15 protein-coding genes are annotated in these 22,371 nt (G+C 46.7%); 4 read left to right on the forward strand and 11 right to left on the reverse strand.

The annotated features are described in order from the left end of the window. The first annotated feature begins 294 nt into the window (after window positions 1–294). From ACRBG0_RS17385 to ACRBG0_RS17400, 4 genes are all read left to right on the forward strand, one after another. On the forward strand, window positions 295–3,558 hold the full coding sequence (locus tag ACRBG0_RS17385; protein WP_431488135.1) for a SusC/RagA family TonB-linked outer membrane protein: 3,264 nt from the start codon (window positions 295–297) through the stop codon (window positions 3,556–3,558). A gap of 23 nt (window positions 3,559–3,581) precedes the next feature. Continuing rightward, window positions 3,582–5,402: a RagB/SusD family nutrient uptake outer membrane protein gene (locus ACRBG0_RS17390; RefSeq protein ID WP_026211588.1), complete on the forward strand. Its 1,821-nt coding sequence runs from the start codon at window positions 3,582–3,584 to the stop codon at window positions 5,400–5,402. Window positions 5,403–5,493: 91 nt separating this feature from the next. Further along, window positions 5,494–7,170, forward strand: coding sequence for a DUF4957 domain-containing protein (locus tag ACRBG0_RS17395; protein ID WP_431488136.1), 1,677 nt, complete (start codon window positions 5,494–5,496; stop codon window positions 7,168–7,170). Between the two features lie 81 nt (window positions 7,171–7,251). Then, window positions 7,252–8,727 carry a pectate lyase family protein gene (locus ACRBG0_RS17400; RefSeq protein ID WP_431488137.1) on the forward strand — a complete coding sequence of 492 codons (1,476 nt, stop codon included), beginning with the start codon at window positions 7,252–7,254 and terminating at the stop codon, window positions 8,725–8,727. A gap of 2 nt (window positions 8,728–8,729) precedes the next feature. On the opposite strand, the gene ACRBG0_RS17405 is transcribed toward ACRBG0_RS17400, so the two are convergent. The 11 genes from ACRBG0_RS17405 to ACRBG0_RS17455 all read right to left on the reverse strand — a co-directional run bounded on the left by ACRBG0_RS17405 (window position 8,730) and on the right by ACRBG0_RS17455 (window position 22,351). Beyond that, the gene (locus tag ACRBG0_RS17405) at window positions 8,730–11,009 is read right to left on the reverse strand and encodes a pectinesterase family protein (protein ID WP_431488138.1); all 2,280 of its coding nucleotides are present in this window, start codon (window positions 11,007–11,009) and stop codon (window positions 8,730–8,732) included. A 20-nt stretch (window positions 11,010–11,029) separates the two neighbouring features. Next, window positions 11,030–12,427 carry a Gfo/Idh/MocA family oxidoreductase gene (locus tag ACRBG0_RS17410; RefSeq protein ID WP_431488139.1) on the reverse strand — a complete coding sequence of 466 codons (1,398 nt, stop codon included), beginning with the start codon at window positions 12,425–12,427 and terminating at the stop codon, window positions 11,030–11,032. A 61-nt stretch (window positions 12,428–12,488) separates the two neighbouring features. After that, window positions 12,489–13,454, reverse strand: coding sequence for an alpha/beta hydrolase fold domain-containing protein (locus ACRBG0_RS17415; RefSeq protein WP_431488140.1), 966 nt, complete (start codon window positions 13,452–13,454; stop codon window positions 12,489–12,491). Continuing rightward, on the reverse strand, window positions 13,451–14,350 hold the full coding sequence (locus ACRBG0_RS17420; protein WP_431488141.1) for an alpha/beta hydrolase: 900 nt from the start codon (window positions 14,348–14,350) through the stop codon (window positions 13,451–13,453). Before ACRBG0_RS17420 ends, ACRBG0_RS17415 begins: the two co-directional genes overlap by 4 nt. After that, window positions 14,347–15,804: a tagaturonate reductase gene (locus ACRBG0_RS17425; protein ID WP_431488142.1), complete on the reverse strand. Its 1,458-nt coding sequence runs from the start codon at window positions 15,802–15,804 to the stop codon at window positions 14,347–14,349. Before ACRBG0_RS17425 ends, ACRBG0_RS17420 begins: the two co-directional genes overlap by 4 nt. Window positions 15,805–15,817: 13 nt before the next feature. Further along, window positions 15,818–17,470, reverse strand: a complete 1,653-nt coding sequence (locus ACRBG0_RS17430) for a UxaA family hydrolase (RefSeq protein WP_431488143.1) — start codon at window positions 17,468–17,470, stop codon at window positions 15,818–15,820. A gap of 214 nt (window positions 17,471–17,684) precedes the next feature. Beyond that, the gene (locus ACRBG0_RS17435; RefSeq protein WP_431488144.1) at window positions 17,685–18,971 is read right to left on the reverse strand and encodes a TRAP transporter large permease; all 1,287 of its coding nucleotides are present in this window, start codon (window positions 18,969–18,971) and stop codon (window positions 17,685–17,687) included. 22 nt (window positions 18,972–18,993) lie between these two features. Further along, the gene (locus ACRBG0_RS17440) at window positions 18,994–19,446 is read right to left on the reverse strand and encodes a TRAP transporter small permease (RefSeq protein ID WP_431488145.1); all 453 of its coding nucleotides are present in this window, start codon (window positions 19,444–19,446) and stop codon (window positions 18,994–18,996) included. 17 nt (window positions 19,447–19,463) lie between these two features. After that, window positions 19,464–20,435, reverse strand: coding sequence for a TRAP transporter substrate-binding protein (locus ACRBG0_RS17445; protein WP_431488146.1), 972 nt, complete (start codon window positions 20,433–20,435; stop codon window positions 19,464–19,466). Between the two features lie 21 nt (window positions 20,436–20,456). Further along, window positions 20,457–21,125: a bifunctional 4-hydroxy-2-oxoglutarate aldolase/2-dehydro-3-deoxy-phosphogluconate aldolase gene (locus ACRBG0_RS17450; RefSeq protein WP_431488147.1), complete on the reverse strand. Its 669-nt coding sequence runs from the start codon at window positions 21,123–21,125 to the stop codon at window positions 20,457–20,459. Between the two features lie 188 nt (window positions 21,126–21,313). Next, window positions 21,314–22,351 carry a sugar kinase gene (locus ACRBG0_RS17455; protein ID WP_020534973.1) on the reverse strand — a complete coding sequence of 346 codons (1,038 nt, stop codon included), beginning with the start codon at window positions 22,349–22,351 and terminating at the stop codon, window positions 21,314–21,316. Window positions 22,352–22,371 lie beyond the last annotated feature (20 nt).

A 22,371-nucleotide genomic window follows, 5' to 3' on the forward strand; every position in this document is an offset into this window, starting at 1 on the left:
ACAAAAGATGATTCGGCAAAGTAACTCATTGGCTTACAATAATCTTTAAAACTTAGCCAAAACAACAATAGCTAGCGTAATAAATTGTGCAAAAACAGCACGCCAAGTAAAACACCCCTCCTTACACACAACATAACCAGCTGATTATCAATAGAAAACAACTCTAGTTATTAAAGTGAAATATTGCTACACTTTTGTGAATTCTTGAATGCTCCTAAATCGCCTCCATCTCACTCCTCTCTGCTTTCTTTGTGTATAATTTCTAATACACTCAACTTTATAAAACTATTATTCATGAAACGTAGAGAGCTACAAACATTATTTGCTCTACTGGTAGGCTTCCTCCTCCTGGGGAGCACCACCTTACTGGGGCAAAACACCATCAGGGGAAATGTCGTTTCAGAAGACAACGAGCCCCTTATAGGGGTAACGGTGATGATCAAAAACACCGGCTCTGGAACAGTTACAGATTATGATGGAAACTTTGAAGTTAAGGCTTCTCCTAATGACACTTTGGAGCTTAGCTACACAGGCTATGCTCCCAAAGAAGTACCTGTAGGTAATAGCCAAGTCCTTAACATTGTCATGAACGTTAGTGCATCCATGCTAGACGAGGTGGTCGTTGTGGGTTATGGCTCCGTCCGTCGTTCAGATTTGACGGGCTCGGTAGCTTCCCTTTCGGGCGACAAAATTTCACAGATTCCCATTACGAATGCCGCCCAGGCTATAACGGGGCGCCTTCCTGGTGTGAATGTATTAACTACTGACGGTTCGCCCGATGCAGAGGTAGTCATTCGCGTTAGAGGTGGAGGGTCCATTACTCAGGATAACTCTCCTTTATATGTTGTTGACGGGTTCATTGTTAGCAGTATTCGGGATATTCCACCTTCCGACATCGAAAGCATCAGTGTACTGAAAGATGCTTCGGCTACTGCTATTTATGGTGCCCAGGCATCTAATGGTGTTATTGTAATCACCACAAAAAGAGCTGCTGCCGGAAAAATAAAGGTATCCTACAATGGCTTTGTCCAATTAAAGGAGCTGCCTGACTATCGTCGTTACGAAGTGCTATCTCCCTACGAATACGCCTTAGCTAATTACGAGTACGCCAAACTACGTTCTGATGCTGACCTGCGTAATTTTGAAAAATTTTTCGGGAAATACGATGACTTGGAACTATACCAAGAAAGAAGACCTACCGACTGGCAGGAAGAACTCTTTGGTGACCCTCGGCTATCGCAGTATCACAACGTGAGCATGTCCGGTGGTAATGATAAGACGAAGCTAAGCCTAAGCCTTACCAATAACACTGATGAAGGCTTGATGATTGGCTCAGGTTTTCAAAGAAACGCTTTAAACTTTAAGTTGAACCAGGAAATTTCTGATCGCCTGACTTTTGAGGCATCTACCCGTGTTACTGGAACAGTCATTGATGGAGCTGGTACTTCAGGTAGTTCTCAGATTACCATTAAAGATGCCGTACAAACTCGCCCCATCAACGGTATTGCTGACGAGTTGGAAATAGACCTCAACGCACTAGATGCCAGTGATGATTACCAGACGTTTTTACGCAGCTTGGTTGACCCTACAGACTTGGTAAAGCAAGATTGGCGAAAAAGAACCATTAATGATTACGTTTTCAACGCAGCGTTGAACTGGAATGTCATTGACAATCTTGACCTGAAGACTACGTTTACAGGCTCCAAAACCTTTGACAAACGTTTGCGCTTTTATGGGCCACTCACCGGAGAGTCATTCAACAACGGTGGTAGTCTTCCATTGGGGCAAAAAACGGATATTGAGCGTAATTCTTATCGCTGGTTAAACACCGCCAACTACAATGTAAATGTGGGGCAAAATCAAAGCCTGGACTTCTTGGTCGGCCACGAAATCTACTCTAACGGTGGCAGTTCTGATTTTGTACGGGCAGAGGATTTCCGTTTATCTATTACACCAGAAGAACTGTTTGCCAACATGACTTTTGGTCGTACTGACCGCCACGAGACGGAAGAATTTACGGATGCAAATCGCGTATCTTTCTTCGGTCGAGCAAACTACCAGCTTAACAATCGCTACCTCTTTACGGCCACCATGCGTTCTGACGCCTCCAGCCGTTTTGCGAAAGACAATCGTGTTGGATACTTTCCTGCCGTAGCATTCGGCTGGAAAATTTCTGAAGAACCTTTCTTACAAAACTCTAAGGCTATCCAAGAATTGAAACTGCGGGTGAGCTACGGACAAACTGGTAACGACCGTATTGATGCGACCGCTACCCAGTTCCTCTTTGTAGGTTCTACCAACCGAGGCCCTGGTTTCGGCAATGTTGACAACGTTTACTATACGCCGTCTGGCAGCACATTGTACAATCCTTTCCTCAAGTGGGAAACAACGACCAACCGTAACCTTGGTCTTGATTTCTCCTTGTTTGAAAGTCGCGTCTTTGGTAGCATCGACGTCTACAGCAATACCACGGAGGATCTTCTTTTACAGTCAGCTATTCCTTCGAATACCGGCTTTAGTACACAATGGAACAACATCGGCTCTACCTCTAACAAAGGCGTAGAGTTGGGCTTAACCACCTACCTGATCAGCCGTTCTGACTTTACGTTATCTGCCAATTTCAACATCGGTATTAACCGTGCTAAGATTGAAGAACTAGACGGTACCGACGCTCGCTTCTTCCAATCAAATTGGGCGAGTACTGACTTGAAAGACCAGAATGACTTCTACCTGGAAGTTGGTGGTACCCTTGGTGATATTTACGGCTACGTTACTGATGGCTACTATACTACTGATGACTTTAGTGGTTACAATGAAACAAGTGATACTTACACCCTCAACGACGGTGTACCCAACGCTGGTGCGACAGTGGGAAATCCTAATCTTCGCCCTGGTTTCCTAAAGTTGAAAGACCTCAATGGTGATGGTGTTATTAACAGCGACGACCGTCAGGTAATTGGCAACACCCTGCCCAAACACCAAGGTGGAATAGGCTTGGATCTGCGCTACAAAGGCCTGGATGCAGCCTTGTTCTTCAACTGGTCTTACGGTAATGACATCTATAATACAGGTAAGATTCAATACAATCAGTTCCGTCGGGTAACCTATGGCAACTTATTGAATACGATGAACTCAGACAACCGCTTTACCTACGTTGACATTGATGGTTCTTATACCGGCACACCTGGTGAAATTGTTACGGATCTAGCTCAATTGGCTGAGCTGAACGCAGATAAGAACATCTGGTCGCACAACAGCTACGGTGTAGCCCAGGCTGTCATCCATTCTTGGGCCGTAGAAGATGGTTCTTTCATTCGCTTAAACAATGCTACCATCGGTTACACTTTGCCTACCAGCATGGTTTCGAAGCTAGGTATCTCTAGCCTCCGTCTATACCTAACGGGCAACAACCTATACGTTTGGACGAACTACACGGGTTATGATCCTGAAGTGAGCACTAGCAGAAACTCAGCTTATTCGGCACTTACGCCGGGTGTTGATTACTCTGCCTTCCCAAGAAGCCGCTCTTACACTTTCGGGCTTAACGTAACCTTCTAATTCGAACTTCTAATATTAATAATATGAGACTCAAATATTATATTATAGCAATCATGGCCTTGGCGTTCACAGCGTGTAGCGATTTTCTGGAGCCAGATTCTATTTCGACTTTCGACACCAACTATGTTTTTTCAAATGTCGACGATGCCCGCAAAGGCGTCAATGCTATCTATGTGCAGTTTGGCGTAGATGGGTTTCGTTCCCGCCTGTCCAACAACATGACAGGCAATACCGATATCGAACGCCAAAGCGGCTGGACCAGCTCTGGTGATCGCTACCAAATTTGGGACTTGAACGCACTAGCCAGTAATGGCGACTTGAGTAAAGTTTGGAATGCTGCTTATACGGCTATTCGTGATGCTAACATTGCAATTGAAGGTATTGAAGCCAGTGAAGCCCTTAACTCCAACGACGTTCTCATTTCCAAGACCATGTACCACTTATTGGGTGAAGCCTACACTTTACGGGCCTACTGGTATAGCATCTTAACCTATCACTTTGGAGATGTCCCTAATGTTCGGCTTGCGCCTAAAGCTGGTAATGACTTCTTTTTGGGTAAAGAAGATCGCAATGTCATCCTTTCTCAGGTCATTGAAGACATGATGGCTATTGAAGGTAAAATGTTATGGGCTGAAGAACTGCCCTATGGCATTGAGCAAGTCAACCGGGAATATACCCTTGGCCTAATTGCCAGAATTGCGCTACAGCGTGGTGGTTACTACCTTACTCCTTCGTTGAATATGGAACGCCCCAATGATTACTTGACTTACTACCAGGTTGCTAAAGATTATACCGAAAAACTGATAAGCCTAAAGGATCGCCCACTACCGGAAGATTTCCGCCAGGTATTCCTGAACAATGCAAAGTTTGTAACACCTGTAAATGATGACATTCTTTTCGAAGTTCCTTTTGCACAAGGTAATGGTGATGTAGGTTGGAACATTGGTGTAACTGTTCAAGGGGGGGCTACAGCTTCCCACAGCTACGGATCAGGCAACAATTATATGGCGATGCCTCCCTCCTACTACTATTCTTTCGATACACTTGATACACGCCGTGATGTGACTTGTGCGTACTACATCGTAAACACGGAATTCCAAGAAGAATTCGTCAACGGTGGCATCTCCAATATTTCTCAGGGAAAATGGAGTCGTTATTACCTTGATGCTGGCCCTGGATCTTCTTCTGCTAAAGGAACAGGAATCAACTGGCCGATGCTACGCTATGCAGATGTATTACTAATGCACGCCGAAGCAGAAAACGAGCTTAACGGCCCTACAGCTGCCGCTATAGAATCCTTCAGCCGGGTAAGACGCCGTGCTTTTGATAGCGCCCTTTGGGATGATAAAGTAGACAACTACCTCGCCAATATTTCTACAAGTAAAGAAGAGTTCTTTGAAGCTATTGTTAATGAGCGTGCGTGGGAATTTGGTGGAGAGATGATCCGTAAATACGAGCTTATCCGTTGGGGTAATTACTCCGAGAAAATGGCCGAGACGGTTCAGACCCTCAAAGACATGGCAGATTCTGCTTTTGAAGGAACAGGCCCTTATGCAGATTTACCTGACTACATCTACTGGAAACGTGACGAAAGTGGTCGTTTTACCGTACTTAACCCTAACCAGAAAATTGCTGCTGCTCCGGATGAAACCTGGACACGAGAATCTTGGTTGCTCGGGCTTCGGGATGAGGTAACGACCTATAAGGAATGGATCACTAAAGACTGGCGTAACTACATCGACGAAGGTCCTAAACCAGGAGTAGCGCGCTATATTTTCCCTATCCCGGAAGAGGCTGTCACCAATAGCCAGGGGGTATTAGCCAACGACGGCTACGGATTCTAGATTGAAGTTAGCTCCTGTTTATTGGTCGGCAAATGTCCAACCAATAAGCAGGCTTCTTCAATAAACATGAATGACTATATAAAATTTAACAATGAAAAATATAAAACTGAATCTCAGTCTGGCAATGTTCTTGCTGGTTGGTGCTATCGGTATCTCACTGGTTTCTTGTGAAAAAGATGAAGCTATTTACGAAGAAACTCGTCTTTTCCGCCCTGTCTTGAGTGAAGATTTGTATGCAGAACTCAATACGATTATTGTCAACTTGGGCAACATCAAAGATGCGGTTTCCTATACTTTAGAGGTAAGCCGTGACAGTTTTGCCAGCACCTTGTATACTATAGAGTCAGATACCAACTTTGTCGTCATCAATGAAGAGACACTAAATGGTGAATCTTTACTTTGGAATACACTTTACCAAATTCAGGTAACTGCCCACGCTGCCGATCCTACTTTTGATAGCCGAGCTTCTGATCTTGGAAGTGTACGTACAGAACGTTTCCCTTCTATTCTTAACATCCCAACAGTTGGAGACATCTTGGACGTTCAAGCACGTGTAAGCTGGGAGTTACTTGGTGCTCCGATTACAAAAATCCGCGTATTTACTGTCGCAGATGAGGTTTTGGCTAATCCATTACTCGAATTTGACATGGATACGGAAGCACAGGAGAACGGTGAATTTATCGTTTCCGGACTACAACCATTGACTAGCTATCAAATCGCTATTTACAGTGGTGCAGATGGAGAAGTCTTGCGCGGTTGGGAAGTTTACAATATGATTGCCAGTGCCATTGACCTCACTGATCCAAACGTGATTGACCTGAGTACTTCTGATGACCCCGACGCTGTAATCAATGCTATTCCTACAGCAACAGACGGCCAAATTATTGTACTCAAGAAAGGCGTATTATACAACCTGCCTTCTGATCCACTCGACAAATCGATTACGATCACAGCGGCTTATGGTTTTGGCGAACAAAAAGCCATCTTGTTTACTACTGGCAACTGGAATTTCCTGGAAGGAGCGATGATTGACCATGTACGCTTCATTGATGTTGAACTTCGGGGAGAAGACATTGGAGGAGACTATGTTTTCAACCCCAATCTTTCTACACTGACAGTGGTTAATGAACTTACTTTTGACAACTGTGTGATCAATAACTTCCGGGGTATTATTCGGATGAGGACACAAATGTTCTTGACCAATTATAACATTAATAATTCTATTGTCCACTCTATTGGAAACTATGGAGTTGTTACTTGTGATACAGATGGGGCCGGTAATGCTGCCTTTGACAACGCATCCTTTACCAACAGTACATTTACCAAGATTCACGCTTTCATGACTACTCGTCAAAACGCTCAATCTGTAGTAATTGACAATTGTACGCTTAGTGAATTGGCTGATCCGGATGGCATCGTTTTCCGCTGGCGCGGAACAGATGGTGAATTGAGCAATGTTTTCAATGGCATTTCTATCACCAACTCTATTTGGGGTCACGCTTGGGACGAAGGGATGTCTGGCAACCTGGCAGTAAGAGGCATTTATGATGGGCTTGAAGCTACGCTTTTCAACATCGTTAATACTTATGCAACTTCTGATTTCGCCTTCACTCCTGGTTCTGAAATCCCTGGATTCCCTGCATTGAATTACGCAGGAACAGCAGAAGACCTTTGGGTAGACCCTTACGTTGGCATGGATTTCAACTTCAAAGACACTGGCTTTAGTGGCCGTATGGATGCTGGCGACCCACGCTGGCGCGTCCAGTAATTTTTTTATAAAATGTACTTTTTCCCGGATTTCACTTAGGTGGAATCCGGGATTTTTTATTTAATCTAATTAACCAAGCTTATGTTACGATCTCCCAAAGTAACCTCCTACTTATACTTACTGATGCTATTGCTATTAATTGAAGGCTGTGCTAATCAGCAAGAACTTACAACCGCCGAGCCGCCTAACATTGCTGACAATACACCTCTAATCCAGGTCCCAGCTTTTCCTGGTGCGGAAGGTTTTGGCCAATTCACAACTGGTGGTCGAGGTGGAAAAGTGCTTTACGTTACTAACCTCAATGATGATGGCCCTGGGAGTTTTCGAGCTGCCGTTGAAACAGTTGGAGCCCGATTTGTGCTTTTTAAGGTCTCGGGAACAATTGCCCTTCGCTCTCGCCTAAATATTAGGGAAGGAAATCTCACTATTGCTGGGCAAAGTGCTCCCGGTGCTGGCATTTGTATCAAAGATTACCCCGTCGTTATTCAGGCAGACAACGTCATCATTCGTTTCTTGCGCTTCCGGCTCGGCGACCAGCAAAACCAGGAAGCAGATGCCCTGGAAGCTCGCGGAAGGAGTAATATCATCGTTGATCATTGTTCCATGAGCTGGTCGGTAGATGAATGTGTTTCTTTTTATGACAATACCAATACCAGCTTACAATGGTGCATCATCTCCGAAAGCCTCAACAATTCTGTTCATCATAAGGGAGCACATGGTTATGGCGCTATTTGGGGCGGTAAAAATGCTTCCTTCCACCACAATCTCATCGCCAATCATGCTAGTAGAAATCCTCGCCTTGGCGAACGAGCCGGAGATGCTTTTGCGCTCACCGACCTAACCGACATCCGGAACAATGTCATCTACAACTGGGGCAACAACAGCTGTTATGGCGGTGAAGCTATGAATGTGAATATTGTCAATTGCTACTACAAGCCAGGGCCGGCCTCTTCAAATCGGAACCGCATTGTGGCCATTGATAAAAACACGAAACCGGAAACGGCCATCTACAATATCTGGGGAAAGTACTACATCAATGGTAATTACGTCGCAGGTCATCTGAAAACAACTACTGACAATTGGGAGCAAGGGGTTTTCAACCAATTTCATTCCCGTTACGGAGAAGTCTCTGAGGAAGAAAAAGCTGCCATTCGTATCACTACCGAGCACCCCATTAATAACAATGTCTTTACCCATTCGGCGGAGGAAGCTTACGAAAAGGTTTTAGCCATTGGAGGTGCTTCTTACGTGAGGGATGCCGTGGATTTGAGAATAGTAGAAAATGTGCGAGAGGGTAAATACACCGCCGCTGGCTCAAATGGAAGCACAGAAGGAATTATCGACTCGCAAGAAGATGTAGGTTCCTGGCCCCAGTTAGCGGCGGCTCCTGCCCCCGAAGACACTTCCGGCGATGGCATGCCTGACACCTGGAAGCAAGCGCATCAATTGCCTATTGATCAGCCTCAAGCCAACGGGCATGATTTGCATCCGGTATACGATAATGTAGAGGTTTATCTCAACAGCTTGGTGACAACAATCGTTGGGCAACAGCAATAAACCTACTCTGCCGACAGCGGATCCCAGCCGCGCAGTAGCAATTCCAACGATTGGTATTGCGCGGCTTCCTCTTCTGTAAGAAGGTGTGACCAGTTAACGCGTTGATCAATAGCCGCACCAACACCCGTATTTTGGTATTCGGCGTAGTAAGCGGTTTTCTCATTCTCGGGGTTGCGCCAATTGTCCCAACCTTCTGGGCGGATAATATCGGAGAGTTCGCAGGCGTAGAAGATTACCTTGGCGTAAGGTCGCCACGGGCGGCCCAGGTAGACGGATGCGGGCTTTACCTCCCCAAAAATCTTGCAATTTCGAAAGACATAACCCGTCTCCGTCTCTTCCTTGGTGGAGGCTGCTGTGATGTAGCCGGGGCTTTTGCAATTGATCTTGCAATCATCAAAAACGGCGGTAGAAGAGCCAAAGATAAAATCCACCGTGCCTTCAATGTAGCAGTTCTTGTAGTACTGCCGACTATTGATGCCGTGGGTGTAGAGGGTGTCCTGAAAGCCAAGAAAGCGGCAATTCTCAAACTGTACTTTGTCGCCATCCACGCGCACGGCCACGGCTTGACCAACTGGCCCGGCGGCGTTTTCAAAGGTGATATTTTTAGCACTAAAGCCATCTCCATTCAAAAAGAAAGAAGCAGAGCCTGAGGTGCCAATATCTTCCCCAAAGCGATTTTTCCGGCTGGCGTAATCGTCAAAAGTGAGGATCGTTTGTTCTACACTTTCGCCAATCAGGGAAACATTGACGGTGGTGGTGGGCAGCACCAACTTTTCTTTATAGACACCATTCTTGATAAATATCCGGGTACGGTTGCGCCGCAGTGCGGGAACCGCGTCAATGGCTTCCTGGACGGTTGTGAAATCACCACTGCCGTCGGCAGCTACCACAAAGTCATAATCCGCGTATTGATCGGTATTTGATGGGACCTCTGTAGGTGCGAAGGTGATGCTGTTCAAATATTCCTCCAACATGGTGTACCCATCCTTGCCTACCTTGTTTCCATCCGCTGCGTTGTCTGGATCAAGGCCATTTTGCTTTTCCCATTCATCGGGCATCCCATCTTGGTCGGTATCCACAGGGGCAGGTGTTGAATTTAAGATGGGCCAACTGCCTACTTCTTCCTGGCTTTTGATGATACTGCCCGTGCCATTCCTCACACCGTCCACGATGCGCAAATCAACCGAGTCTCTTTTTGGCAAACTAGCTCCACCCGAAGCCAGTACGCGCTGGTAGGCAGTAGGAGCATCTTCTTTGTTGATGGGCCCGGCTTCAAATGCGGCGGTTTGCTTGTAGGCACTTACTTCTTCCTCCGTCCAGGTTTTTCTGAATTTCACGACCTCCCAAGGGTTATCGGTAAGCTGATGGTCGTAATAATTGCCTGCAAAATAGGCACGGTTATAGGCTGATCGAGTGGAATAGGCGATGCCATTAGCTTCTGAATCCCCCCCCGGAATCAGATAATTACCTACATAGTTCAGTCGCGTAACACTAATGGTATCATTGTTATAGCCCGCATGCCCACCGCCCCAGTTGTAGATCACATTATTCCTAAAGTCCAACAGCAAACCATCAGGGTCTTCGTAATAAGGGTTGCTATCATAGTTACCAGGGCGAGGATTACGACCTTGATTGTGCGCATAAAGGTTGTGCAAATAGCTGTACTGAGCGCCTCCCGTTCCACGTATTAAAGAACCAAAGCCATGATTATCCGGATTCAGACCTTCCGTGATGAAGCACCACTGCACTGTGACGTTCGTCAACGTCGGAAATCTGGTGGAAGAGGATAAACTCTCATCCAGGCTCCAACTCGCAGAACAATGATCAATGATAATATCCTTCCCTTCTGAAATATCGATGGCATCTTTTCCCTGTTTACTGCCGATTCCCTGCATTCCATCTCCGAGACGAACACGGAGATAGCGAATGATAATATCGTGGCTTCTGATTTTTACTGTTTCGCCTTTCAGGCAAATACCGTCTCCTGGTGCCGTCTGCCCGGCAATCGTTAGGTAAGGATTTTCAATGTTAAGCCTTTCCTTCAGTTCTATCGTTCCCGATACTCCAAACACAACGGTACGCGGGCCCTCTTGCTCTACCGCCTGCCGCAAACTCCCCGGGCCATCGTCATTCAGATTGGTGACGTAAATGACCTGTCCGCCTCTTCCGCCTTTGGCGTAAGCACCGAATCCTTCCGCGCTGGGAAAGGCCAATTGCTGGCTCCAGGAATTAAGAAATATCGAAACAACAATTAGTAAGGTTAAAAGAATACGCTTGTCCATGGTTTTGGAAATTGTCTTGGTTAAATACGTTTCGCCCGCGGCTGTAAATCCGTAAGCTCTGCTATTCGGACGGGTTCATTAGCTTCGATGCTCTTGCGGGCAGCAATACCAATCAAGACGGACATCGCGCCATCGCGGATACCAGCAGCGTGCTTGAGAGGATCGGGATTATCGGGGTTCCTGAATATTTTATCATGCAAACGAATATCTCCACCGCCGTGGCCGCTGCGTTCAGACCCTACCTGGACGACCTCGTGCGTGTTCCAATTCTTGTGTACAATCATTGGGTGATAATCCAGCTCACCCCCAGATTGATCCATCTCCAGGGCATGAAGTTCTGCTTGAGACAGGTTGTTGTCATCATTGTACGGAATATCATGCCACGCTTCAATGCGCCCCTCAGTACCGTTGAAGGCAATTCGCCAGCCTTCAAAGGGAGAATAGGTCGTGAGGGAATAGTTGACCACTACCTCATTCGCATACTTGATCTGCGCTGACATTTTATCATAAATATTGACTTCAGGGCGGAACAGGCAGTTGTCGCGGATGTAACCATCATGGTGCTCGTTCTTGACGTAGAGGTTCATCATGCGTTCACTCTTGGTGATATCCCAATGGAATTTACAGTCGTTTTTATGTTCGCAGGTACGGCAATTTTCTCCACGAAATGGGCCGTTGCTTCCGTAGTGCTCCAATGCGCCATAGGCAAACACCTCCGCCGGGTCGGAGTCCAGCCACCAGTTGAGCAGGTCAAAATGATGGGTAGCCTTGTGTACCCAAAGCGTACCGCCAGACTGCCGTAGCCCGTGCCAACGCCGGAAATAGGACGCCCCGTGATGCGTATTCAAATACCAGTTAAAATCAACCGAAGTGACCTTCCCGATAGTATTATTCGCTAAAAGCTCCTTGATTTTGGTCATGTAAGGACTCCAACGATAATTGAAGCCAACAATCAGTTTTTTGCTCGATTTACGCTCCGCATCTAGGATCGCCTGACATTTGACTTCATCGGTCGTAAGGGGTTTTTCCGTAAGGACATCACAACCCATTTCCAATCCCTGGATGATAAACTCGTGATGGGTAGAATCCTTTGTGGTTACAATAATCAAGTCGGGCTTAGTAGTTTCCACCATAGTGGGGAAGTCCAGAAAAGTGGGGCAGTCTACGCCCATGTATTCCAATGCGTATTCCAAGCGACCAGCGTTGTGGTCACACAAACCTACAAAGACCAACAAATCCGAGTAGTTCTCGACCAGGCGTTTTCCCCAGAAGCTGGTTCCGCGTACCCCTGTGCCGACGAGGCAAACCTTGAGTTTACTGCTCCCTCCAAAGTTAAAAGCAGAACCGGGCAACAGTGTCCCAGCTGCGAGCATACTAATGGACGTTAGAAATTCACGACGTTTGAGATCATTTTTCATAATAAACATGGTTAGGCGACAGTAGATCAATTACGGTCGCTAGGTGAACAAAGGCAGCAATCTATTCAAACACCTTTCGCAAAAAACCTACTGAATAGGACAAGGTGGGTTTAAACCAGGGTTTAAACAACCAAAACCCATGCGGTGAACCAGCAAAAGTGTGGGCTTCGTAGTAGGTACCATTTTCTTGAAGAAGCGCGCGTAAATCCTCACGCCCAGCGTGAAATCGCGGATAAGAACTATTGACAAATAGAAAAGGGGGCAGATTTTTATCGGCATAAGTCAGAGGAGAAGCTGCTTCCCAACGGGGGTAATTCTCCGTATAGTCACCTAGCCAAGCATTGGCTGAACGGCCCGTCCATTCAGGTTCTGCTTCTGGGTGGACAAAAGAAACAATACCATCGATATTAAGGACTGCTTGAACGGCAGCGGAATAATCAGTATACGCTTCGTGAACATCATAAAGTGGTAACCCGTTGGTGGCCCCAAGTAGCGAGGCTAAATGCGCACCCGCCGAACAGCCATAAGCGGCTATCTTTTCGGGATCAATCCCGTAATTTCCCGCTTCTGCCCGAATCCATCGTACCGCTGTTTTCAAGTCTTGAACAGCTGCTGGATAGGGCGCTTCGCCGCCAAGGCGGTATTCTGCCACGACCGTCACATAACCGTTCCTGGCCAGCTGTTGGGCCATCGGCCTCATATTTTCTTTCGAACCGGCCATCCAGCCTCCACCGTGAATCATGAGTACGGCGGGGCGTTTTTTCTTTCCTTGCCGTTTGGGATGATAAACATCCACGTGGAGCTGGCGGTCATTTTCTAACTGGAGGTACACAATGTTTTCATGACTCGCCACCGAACGAGGCAACTTGGGCCAAACGGCTTCAATATCCGGGTATTTCCGGCTGGCTTTTTCGTAAGCAGACTGGATGGTATAGGTCGTATCCCGAGGGTAATAATTGCTCTGAGCCTGACTGCTCAAAGCCAATAAAAGGAGCCCCAATATCCAGCTATGCTTTACGTTTTTCATAGGGTACTCAGCCAATTTTTCAAACGTTCCATCCAATCGTCGGGAGTCGTTGTATTGTACATGCCGAACCCGTGCCCGCCGCGTGGATACAAGTGCATTTCTACTGGCACATCATGTGCTATGCAAGCTTGATAATAAGCCAGGCTATTGCCTACAGGAACGGCCTTATCATCTGCTGCATGAACCAAAAAGGACGGTGGTGTATCTGTTGCAACTTGCTCTTCATTGGACCAGTGCAGTATTTCCGCAGTGGTGGGATTGGCACCCAACAAATGTTCTCGTGAACCGCGATGCGTGAGTTCATCGCTAAAGCTGATCACCGGGTAGATGAGCATCACAAAATCCGGGCGAATAGCGGTTGTGTCTGTTTCATTTGAATCCGCATTCTTCTGAAAATGGGTAGCTGCCGAAGCGGCCAAATGCCCACCTGCGGAAAAGCCCATGATTCCTATTTTTGCGGGATCTAGCTGATAAGCCTGTGCATTCTTTCTTACGTACCGAATCGCTTGTTGCGCATCCTGAAGCGGTGCCAGCGATTTATCGACATTGGTCAAATCCTGTGGGATTCGGTATTTTAGTACAAAAGAAGTGATGCTGTCTTCCAACAGTGACTGGGCCACTAGTATTCCTTCCTTATCAAAAGCCGTTTTAACGTAACCGCCGCCAGGGCAAATGACCACCGCCTTGCCATTTGGATGGGGCGGTGTGAAGACTGTAAGCGTTGGTACAGCTGTATCAAGATAGGCTCGGCCTCCTGTTTCGCGTTGTACTACCTGTTCGGGATCTGGCACCGGGCGAGCATTCGGGATGGGCCCTGGGTAAAGCGCTATCTCTTTTTGAGCTTGCAAGCTCAAAAGTGCTAGGATCAGAAGACTTAACAAGGTTGTTTTTTTCATGTGATGGCCCGTTTTACAATATTTGTAATTCCTCCTTCTTGATCCATCTGCAAGAGGTAGTCTGTCAGCATTTTTTGCAGGCCATGAACAGTCGACAAGTCTTCGCTCCAAGCCGCTTTCCACTGTAAGACTTTCTGTACCAATACAGCTATTGCGGCTTCACTTCCGTCACATTGCTCCCAAGCGGCGGCCAAGAAGCTTGTAGCCCAAGGTTCGTCTTTCAACGGAATTGTTTTTCCGTCAAAAGAACCTTTATAAAAACGAATCAAAGCTGCCAGAGAAAGGACAATCCCCTCAGGCAATGCTCCTTTTCGCTTGGAGTATTCCAGCAGCGAAGGCAACAAGCGAGTCTTAAATTTGGACACACTGTTGAGTGCAATACTGATCAACTGGTGATGGATAAAAGGATTCTTGAAACGGTCGAGTACATCCTTGGCAAACTTCTTCAATTCCTCTTCCTTCATGTCCAAGGTGGGCATGATTTCCTCAAAAATGACCTTTTGTACAAAAGCGCCCATTATCGGATGCTCTACGGTTTCGCGAACAGTAGTTATGCCATACAAATAACCAACGGGCACCATAGCAGTATGCGCACCATTGAGGATACGAACTTTACTGGTACGATAGGGCGTCAGGTCGTCGGTATAAATGATATTCAGACCGATTTTATCGAGGGGACATTCTTCACGGACAGCCATCGGCGCTTCAATGCCCCAGAAATGGTAAGGTTCTCCCTGGGTGATCATTTCGTCCTCAAAACCTGCTTGCGCTAAAGCTGCTGTCATTTCTTCTTTGCCAACGCCTGGGACAATGCGGTCAACCAGGGTATTGCAAAAAGTATTGGCTTCATTTAGCCAAGTGGTAAACCCTGCATCCAAGCTCCATGCATCGACGTATTGTAGGATAGCCTTTTTTAATTCCTCTCCGTTGTCTACCAACAATTCGGTAGGGATAAGCACGCAACCCATCGCCGGATCACCCGCAAAATGCTCATAGCGATGGTACAACCACCGGGTGAGCTTGGCAGGGAACTCAGCAGGAGGCGCATCGCTAAATTGATCCTCTGCTGAAAAGCGAATTCCCGTTTCGGTCGTATTGGAAAGAATAAACCGCAGGTTACTGTTTTCAGCACTACGGAGGAATCCTTGCCAATTGTGGTAGGGGTGAATAATTTCTCCCACACATTTGACCAAATGCTTTTCATCCATCAGTTCGCCATCGCGGATGCCTTTGGTCAGTACGTGGTACAAACCGTCTTGTTCGCGCCAGGCCTGGTAGTCGCCGCGTTCAGTAGGCTTTACCACCAAAACCCCCATGGGGTCAGCTGATTTTTGGTTGTAAACATCAACGATCCAATCGGCGAAGCCACGCAGGAAATTCCCGCCTCCGAATTGGAGAATACGAGCTGTGGGGGCAGCATCTATCTTAGCATTATTACGATTCAGTTTCATCATTTTTCATCTATCATTACAAGGAAACGCCACGTTTCCAGGGAATAAAATCATCTTGTCCGAGCCGTTCGGCCTTCGTCAACACTTCTCCGCTGGCGACTTTGATCAATAGTTCCAACAACTCTTCTCCTTTACTTTCAATGGTATCTTCGCCGGAGATAACAGTACCAGCATTGATGTCAATCAAATCGGCCATTCGGTTGGCTAATGCTGTATTACTCGACATTTTAACCGTTGGGGCAATAGGATTCCCGGTGGGGGTTCCAAGACCAGTGGTAAATACAATAAGGTTAGCACCAGAACCGGCCAAACCGGTCGTGCTTTCTACATCATTTCCCGGTGTACACAGGAGGTACAAACCAGGATCACTGACTTGTTCTGTATAATCCAAAACACCGACTACGGGGGAAGTGCCGCCTTTTTTTGCGGCACCCGCCGACTTCATTGCGTCGGTGATGAGTCCATCTTTGATGTTTCCGGGGGAAGGGTTCATATCAAAACCAGAACCTACTTCTTCTGCTCTTTGGGCGTAAGTAGCCATGATATGGGCAAACTTTTTGGCACTTTCCTCCGTCAGGCAACGGTTGATCATTTCTTGTTCTACGCCGTTCAGTTCAGGAAATTCAGAAAGGATGGTTTTGGCTTTGAGTGCCACCAACAAATCGGAAGTATACCCCAGCGCGGGGTTGGCAGAAATGCCGGAAAAGCCATCAGAACCACCACACTCTAACCCAAGGGAAAGATGGTGCAAACCTGCTGGTTGACGAGTTGTTTTATTCGCCTCCATGAGGCCAGTAAATGTCTTTTTAACTGCCTGCGCAATGAAATCTCGCTCCGACTTACTCGCCTGTTGCTCCAGTAAGTAAAGTGGTTTATCAAAAGTAGGCTTGATCTCGGCAATCGCTGATTCCAGTAAGCTTATCTGCGCGTTTTGGCAACCCAAACTCAAGATGGTAGCGCCTGCTACATTGGGGTGCGTAATATAACCAGCAAGTAATCGACAAAGGGTTTCGGAATCTTGGCGAATACCGCCACAGCCACCTTCATGAGTCAGAAATTTAATACCATCAACATTAGGAAAAAGTCGATTTCGTTGAATGTCGCTCCCGGTTTTGATGACCTCCGTTGCGAGAATCGTATCGGCAGTTGCTCCATTTTGGTATTGCTGGATGAGGCCCGCCATATCGACAGAAAAATCCCGATCAGTCGCGTAGCCCAAAGACTCAAGCATGGCTTCTCTGATCACTTTTATATTGCGGTTTTCGCAAAAAACCAGGGGAATCACCAGCCAATAGTTACGGGTTCCTACTGCACCATCGGCACGAAGGTATCCCTGAAAGGTTTGATCTTTAAATTTGCTAATATCGGGGGCATTCCAATCCGTCTGTCGCTTGCCTACTTCGTAAGCGTTGGAAGCATGGGCCAAATTAGTCGTCGTAATACGCGCACCCCGTGGGATAGGGAGCAAAGCTTTACCTACCGTAACTCCATACATCGTAATAATATCACCCTGTGCAAAATCACGTTCTGCAAATTTGTGCTTGGTAGGGATTGCTTCCTGTAATTGAAAACGATGATCCTGAAAGACCACCTCCTCCCCTGCTGCAAAATCGCGCAACGCAACAATTACATTGTCTGAAGGATGAACTTTTAGTGCCGTATTTTTCATAAATTATTTTTCTACTCTTCTAGATCTCCCTAAAACCCCAGCAGTTCTAACTTTGACTTTTTTGCCGCGGAGGTACGGAGACACGGAGGTTTTATTGGATATCCCCTAATCCCGACTTATTGGTCGGAACCGTGTCTCCGTACCTCTGCCGCAAATTGTTCTGCAAAGTGCGAACCTAGAGGAACGTAGTAACGATCAACGAAGTTAATTGCTGCTAAAACCCAAACAAGCGCGGCAACCAAAGGCTAAGCTCTGGAATGTAGGTTACCAACATCAAGGAAATCAACATGGCAATAAACAAGGGCAACAAGGGTTTGATCACTTTCTGTATCGTTGTCCCAGCCACGCCTACACCGACGAAAAGCACCGACCCTACGGGTGGTGTACACAGACCAATACAAAGGTTCAGTACCATTACGATACCAAAATGAGTAGGATCCATGCCGAGGTTTGTTACGACAGGCAGGAAAATGGGTGTAAAAATCAATACAGCTGGCGTCATATCCATGAAAACCCCTACGAACAGCAATAGCATATTGATGATAAAGAGAATCACAAACTTGTTGTTACTAATAGAAAGCATGAACTCGGTAATATTCTGAGGAATATTTTCGTAAGCCATGATCCAGGACATACTCATGGAAGTACCAATAAGCAATAAAACAATGGCCGTTGTGAGTACCGAGTTGAGAAAAATCTGGGGAAGGTTTTTAACCGTCACTTCCTTGTAGGCAAAACTGAGGATAAGACAATAAAGAACTGCCACTGCCGAAGCTTCTGTTGCCGTAAAGATGCCTACCACAATACCACCAATGACGACCACAAGCAGTAATAAACTGGGAAAAGCATCAATAAACGTGCGAAAAACTACTGAAAGCTTGGTTCGTTCTCCAGAAGGAAACTTACGAAACTTGGACCAGATTGCGGCCGTAATCATTAACAGCAAGCCTGTGATAATTCCCGGCACATAACCCGCTAAAAACAAAGCTGCTATCGACACTCCACCACTAGCCAGAGAATAAACAATCAGGATATTACTGGGAGGGATCACCAATCCAGTGGTGCTTGCGGTTACGTTTACCGCTACCGAAAACTCCTTAGAGTAGCCTTCGGCTTCCATTTCTTTGCCCAACATACTTCCCAGTGCTGATACAGCAGCTACTGCCGACCCCGCAATGGCACCAAACATCATAGCTGCTACGATGTTTACGTGCGCCAGGCCGCCGGGGAGTGAGCCTACCAAAGATTTTGCGAAAGCGACCAACCTTCGGGCAATCCCCCCTCGGTTCATAATTTCCCCTGCGAGAACAAAAAACGGGATTGCTAAAAGTGAAAAACTATCTAGCCCTGTAGCCATCCGCTGTGCGACCGTCGTAAAGGCAGAGATGGTAGGAATACTGACCAACATGGTACAGATACTACTGATACCAATACTCCAGGCAATCGGAACGCCAATTGCGATGAGAATAATAAAGGATAGAACAAGAATTAGGACTTCCATGCTTCTGTGTGTTTTTTAGTTCCTAAGCGCTTTGTAAATCGCTTACTTTGAAATACATCACCAACAAACCACTCACCGGCAAAACGGCGTACACCAAAAACATAGGTACCCTTAGTGCAGCAGACAACTGCCCCAGTACCTGGGTAATGTACATCAAGCGGAAGCCCCCGATCACCAGCACGGCAAAAGCAAATACGGTGATCAGAAGGTTAATAAAAACGGAGAGCCGGCGTTGGTTATCCGGACTCAGCTTGGGAAAAAGCAAGTCAATGGCTAAATGTTTATGCTGCCCTGAGGCGTAGGCTGCACCCAGCATACCAATCCAAATCAATAGAAAACGAGCCAGTTCTTCCGACCAATCGGCCTGGCTACCCATCGCATAGCGGGTAAATACCCCCCACAAAACATCGAGGGTCATTAGGGCCATCAAAAAGACGAGGATATACCCCAGGTAGGTATTGATTATATTTCTCATGGTTAGGCTTACTTCTGTTACTGTACGGCTTGAATTTCCTTAATCAACTGATATTTCTCCGGCTGATCTTTATAGGCATCAAACAAGGATTTTGTCATTTCAGAAAAGAGCGTTTTATCAGGTCTGATAATTTCAACCCCGGCAGCCGTTACTGCTTCCAGTGCTTCTCTTTCTGCTTCTTGCCATAGTTTACGTTGGTAGACCTTGGCTTCGTCGGCTGCTTCCTGGAGCCATTGCTGCTGCTGCTCGTCCAGGCTATTCCAAGCGACGGAACCGATCACCAGAATATCCGGCACGGCGGTATGTTCATTGAGGGTATAGTACTTACAGACTTCATAGTGCCGGGACGTGTAAAAACTGGGAGGGTTATTTTCGGCACCATCCACTACCCCCTGTTGCAAGGCAGTATATAACTCTCCCCAAGAAATGGGTGTTGGCGCACCTCCCAATGAACGTACCAGATTCATCGCTGTAACACTTTCCTGAACCCTGACCTTTTTGTTTTGCAGATCAGCAGGAGTACGAATAGGTTCCTTACTGTAAAAAGACCGCTGCCCGGCATCGAAGTAGGTCAAACCACGCAACCAAAATTGCTCTCCCTGAATCAGTAATTTCCTACCTACTTCGCTATCCAGCACATGATAGTTATGCTCACGGCTACGAAAGATGTAAGGGAGGCTTAACACTTGGATATTGGGTGCAAAATTTTCCATTACCGCTGCCGAAACCTTGGTCATTCCCAAGCTACCGATCTGAAGTAACTCCAGGCACTGGCGCTCACTACCTAATTGGCCACTAGGATAAATTTCCAGTTGAAAGGTGCCACCAGATTTCTCTGCCAGGCTTTCAGCCATAAACTCCATTGCAATGTGGACAGGATGCTGTGTATCAAGGCCATGAGCCAACTTGAGCGTTTTGCTTTCGCTAAGTTCGGAACAAGCCGACAAGGAAAACAACATTGCAAAAAAGACTAACAATCTGTACTTCATAATACCAGGTTTTAACGACGTTTATTGCCGTAATTTCTTGATGAGGGCCAAAGTGTCAGCTACTCGTTTTTCCAAGACCTCAAAAGTGCCGTCCTTGAGAATATCTGACGAGATCATTTGCGCCCCCATTCCTACACAGGTTACACCAGCATTAAACCATCCCTTGAGGTTATCTTCCGTAGGAGAGACACCACCCGTAGGCATGACACTGGTCCACGGCTGGGGTCCTTTGATATTTTTGACAAATTCAGGACCGTAAGTGCCACCAGGGAAGAGCTTTACAATTTCACAGCCCAATTCCTCTGCACGACAGATTTCGGTCAGTGATCCACAGCCCGGAGACCATAGTACTTTGCGCCGGTTACAAGCAATAGCAATATCTTCGCGCAGTACCGGGGTTACTACAAAATTGGCACCTAACTGTAGGTATAAACTAGTAGTGCCGGCATCTGTTACGGAACCTACTCCCATGATCATCTCAGGAAGCTCTGCTTCACAATACTTGTTGAGTGCGGCAAAAGCTTCGTGCGCATAATCACCACGATTCGTAAACTCTAACAACCTTGCTCCTCCTGCATAACAGGCTCTCAATACCTTCTTGCCAAGTTCAATATCCTGGTTATAAAACAAAGGCACCATACCCTGCTCGGCCATTTTTTGTGCCACCTCTATTCTCGTAAATCTTGCCATTACTGGTTTTTATTTTTTAAGGACTTTGATGCAATCGATTGATACTTCAATTCCAATCGATCGCAGTCCAAGTTCCATTTTCTACTCGGTAAAGCTTGGAGTACTTTTGGGGAAAAATGGGGGTGGTAATTTTCTATTACCAGTCCCCATCCACTCACTAATTACCAAAATGTATGAAAACTTTAATCTTATCGGGAAACTCGGCCACTGGCATCGCCTCCCATGAGGGTTTCTACTTCTTTGATTGTCGCCAGGTTCGCATCCCCGTAGATAGTGTGCTTTAGGCAGGAAGCTGCCACCGCGAAGTTCAGCGCCCGCTGGTCATCGTCGGGGTAGGTCAGCAAGCCGTAGATCAAGCCGCCCATGAAGCTATCTCCTCCGCCTACTCTATCCACAATATGAGTAATCTGGTAGGTGGGTGATTCAAAGAGGGTTTTGCCATCATAGAGCACACCGGCCCAAGTATTGTGGGAGGCACTAATACTTCCCCGTAAGGTCGTAATCACCTTTTTGGCGCGGGGAAACATTTCCATTAGCTGCTTTAATACAGAAAGGTATGCTTTGGCATCTACGGAATCGCCCTGGGTTACATCTACGTGTTCAGGGTGGAGGCCAAAGTGCTTTTCGGCGTCCTCTTCGTTGCCGAGGATGATATCACACCCCTCCACGAGAGCTGGCATTACTTCGCCCGGCTTTTTGCCGTATTTCCAGAGGTTTTTGCGGTAATTAAGGTCGGTAGAAACGGTTACACCCATTTTATTAGCGGCCTGGATAGCCTCTAGACAAGCGTCAGCCGCCCCTTGAGAAAGTGCAGGAGTGATGCCTGTCCAGTGGAACCAACCGGCATCTTTAAAGACTTCTTCCCAATCGATCATTCCTGCTTCGATGGTAGCCATGCCGCTGTGGGCACGATCATACACCACCTTACTTCCTCGGCTCACTGCACCCATTTCCAGGAAATAAATCCCCAGACGCTCACCACCTTGAATCACATGACTGGTACCCACATTGCGCTTACGCATTTCCATGAGGGCACATTCGCCAATTTCATTATCGGGAACACGGGTAACAAACTCTGTAGGTAGATTGTAGTTGGCCAAAGAAACAGCCACATTGCTCTCTCCACCACCATACACAACATCAAACTCACCGGCTTGGCTGAAACGCTTGAATCCTGGAGGTGTAAGCCGCAGCATAATTTCACCGAAAGTAACTATCTTCTTCATCAATTTTTTGGATTGAATTT

This window comes from Lewinella sp., from assembly GCF_050633125.1.
In the GTDB taxonomy this organism is placed as follows: domain Bacteria; phylum Bacteroidota; class Bacteroidia; order Chitinophagales; family Saprospiraceae; genus Lewinella.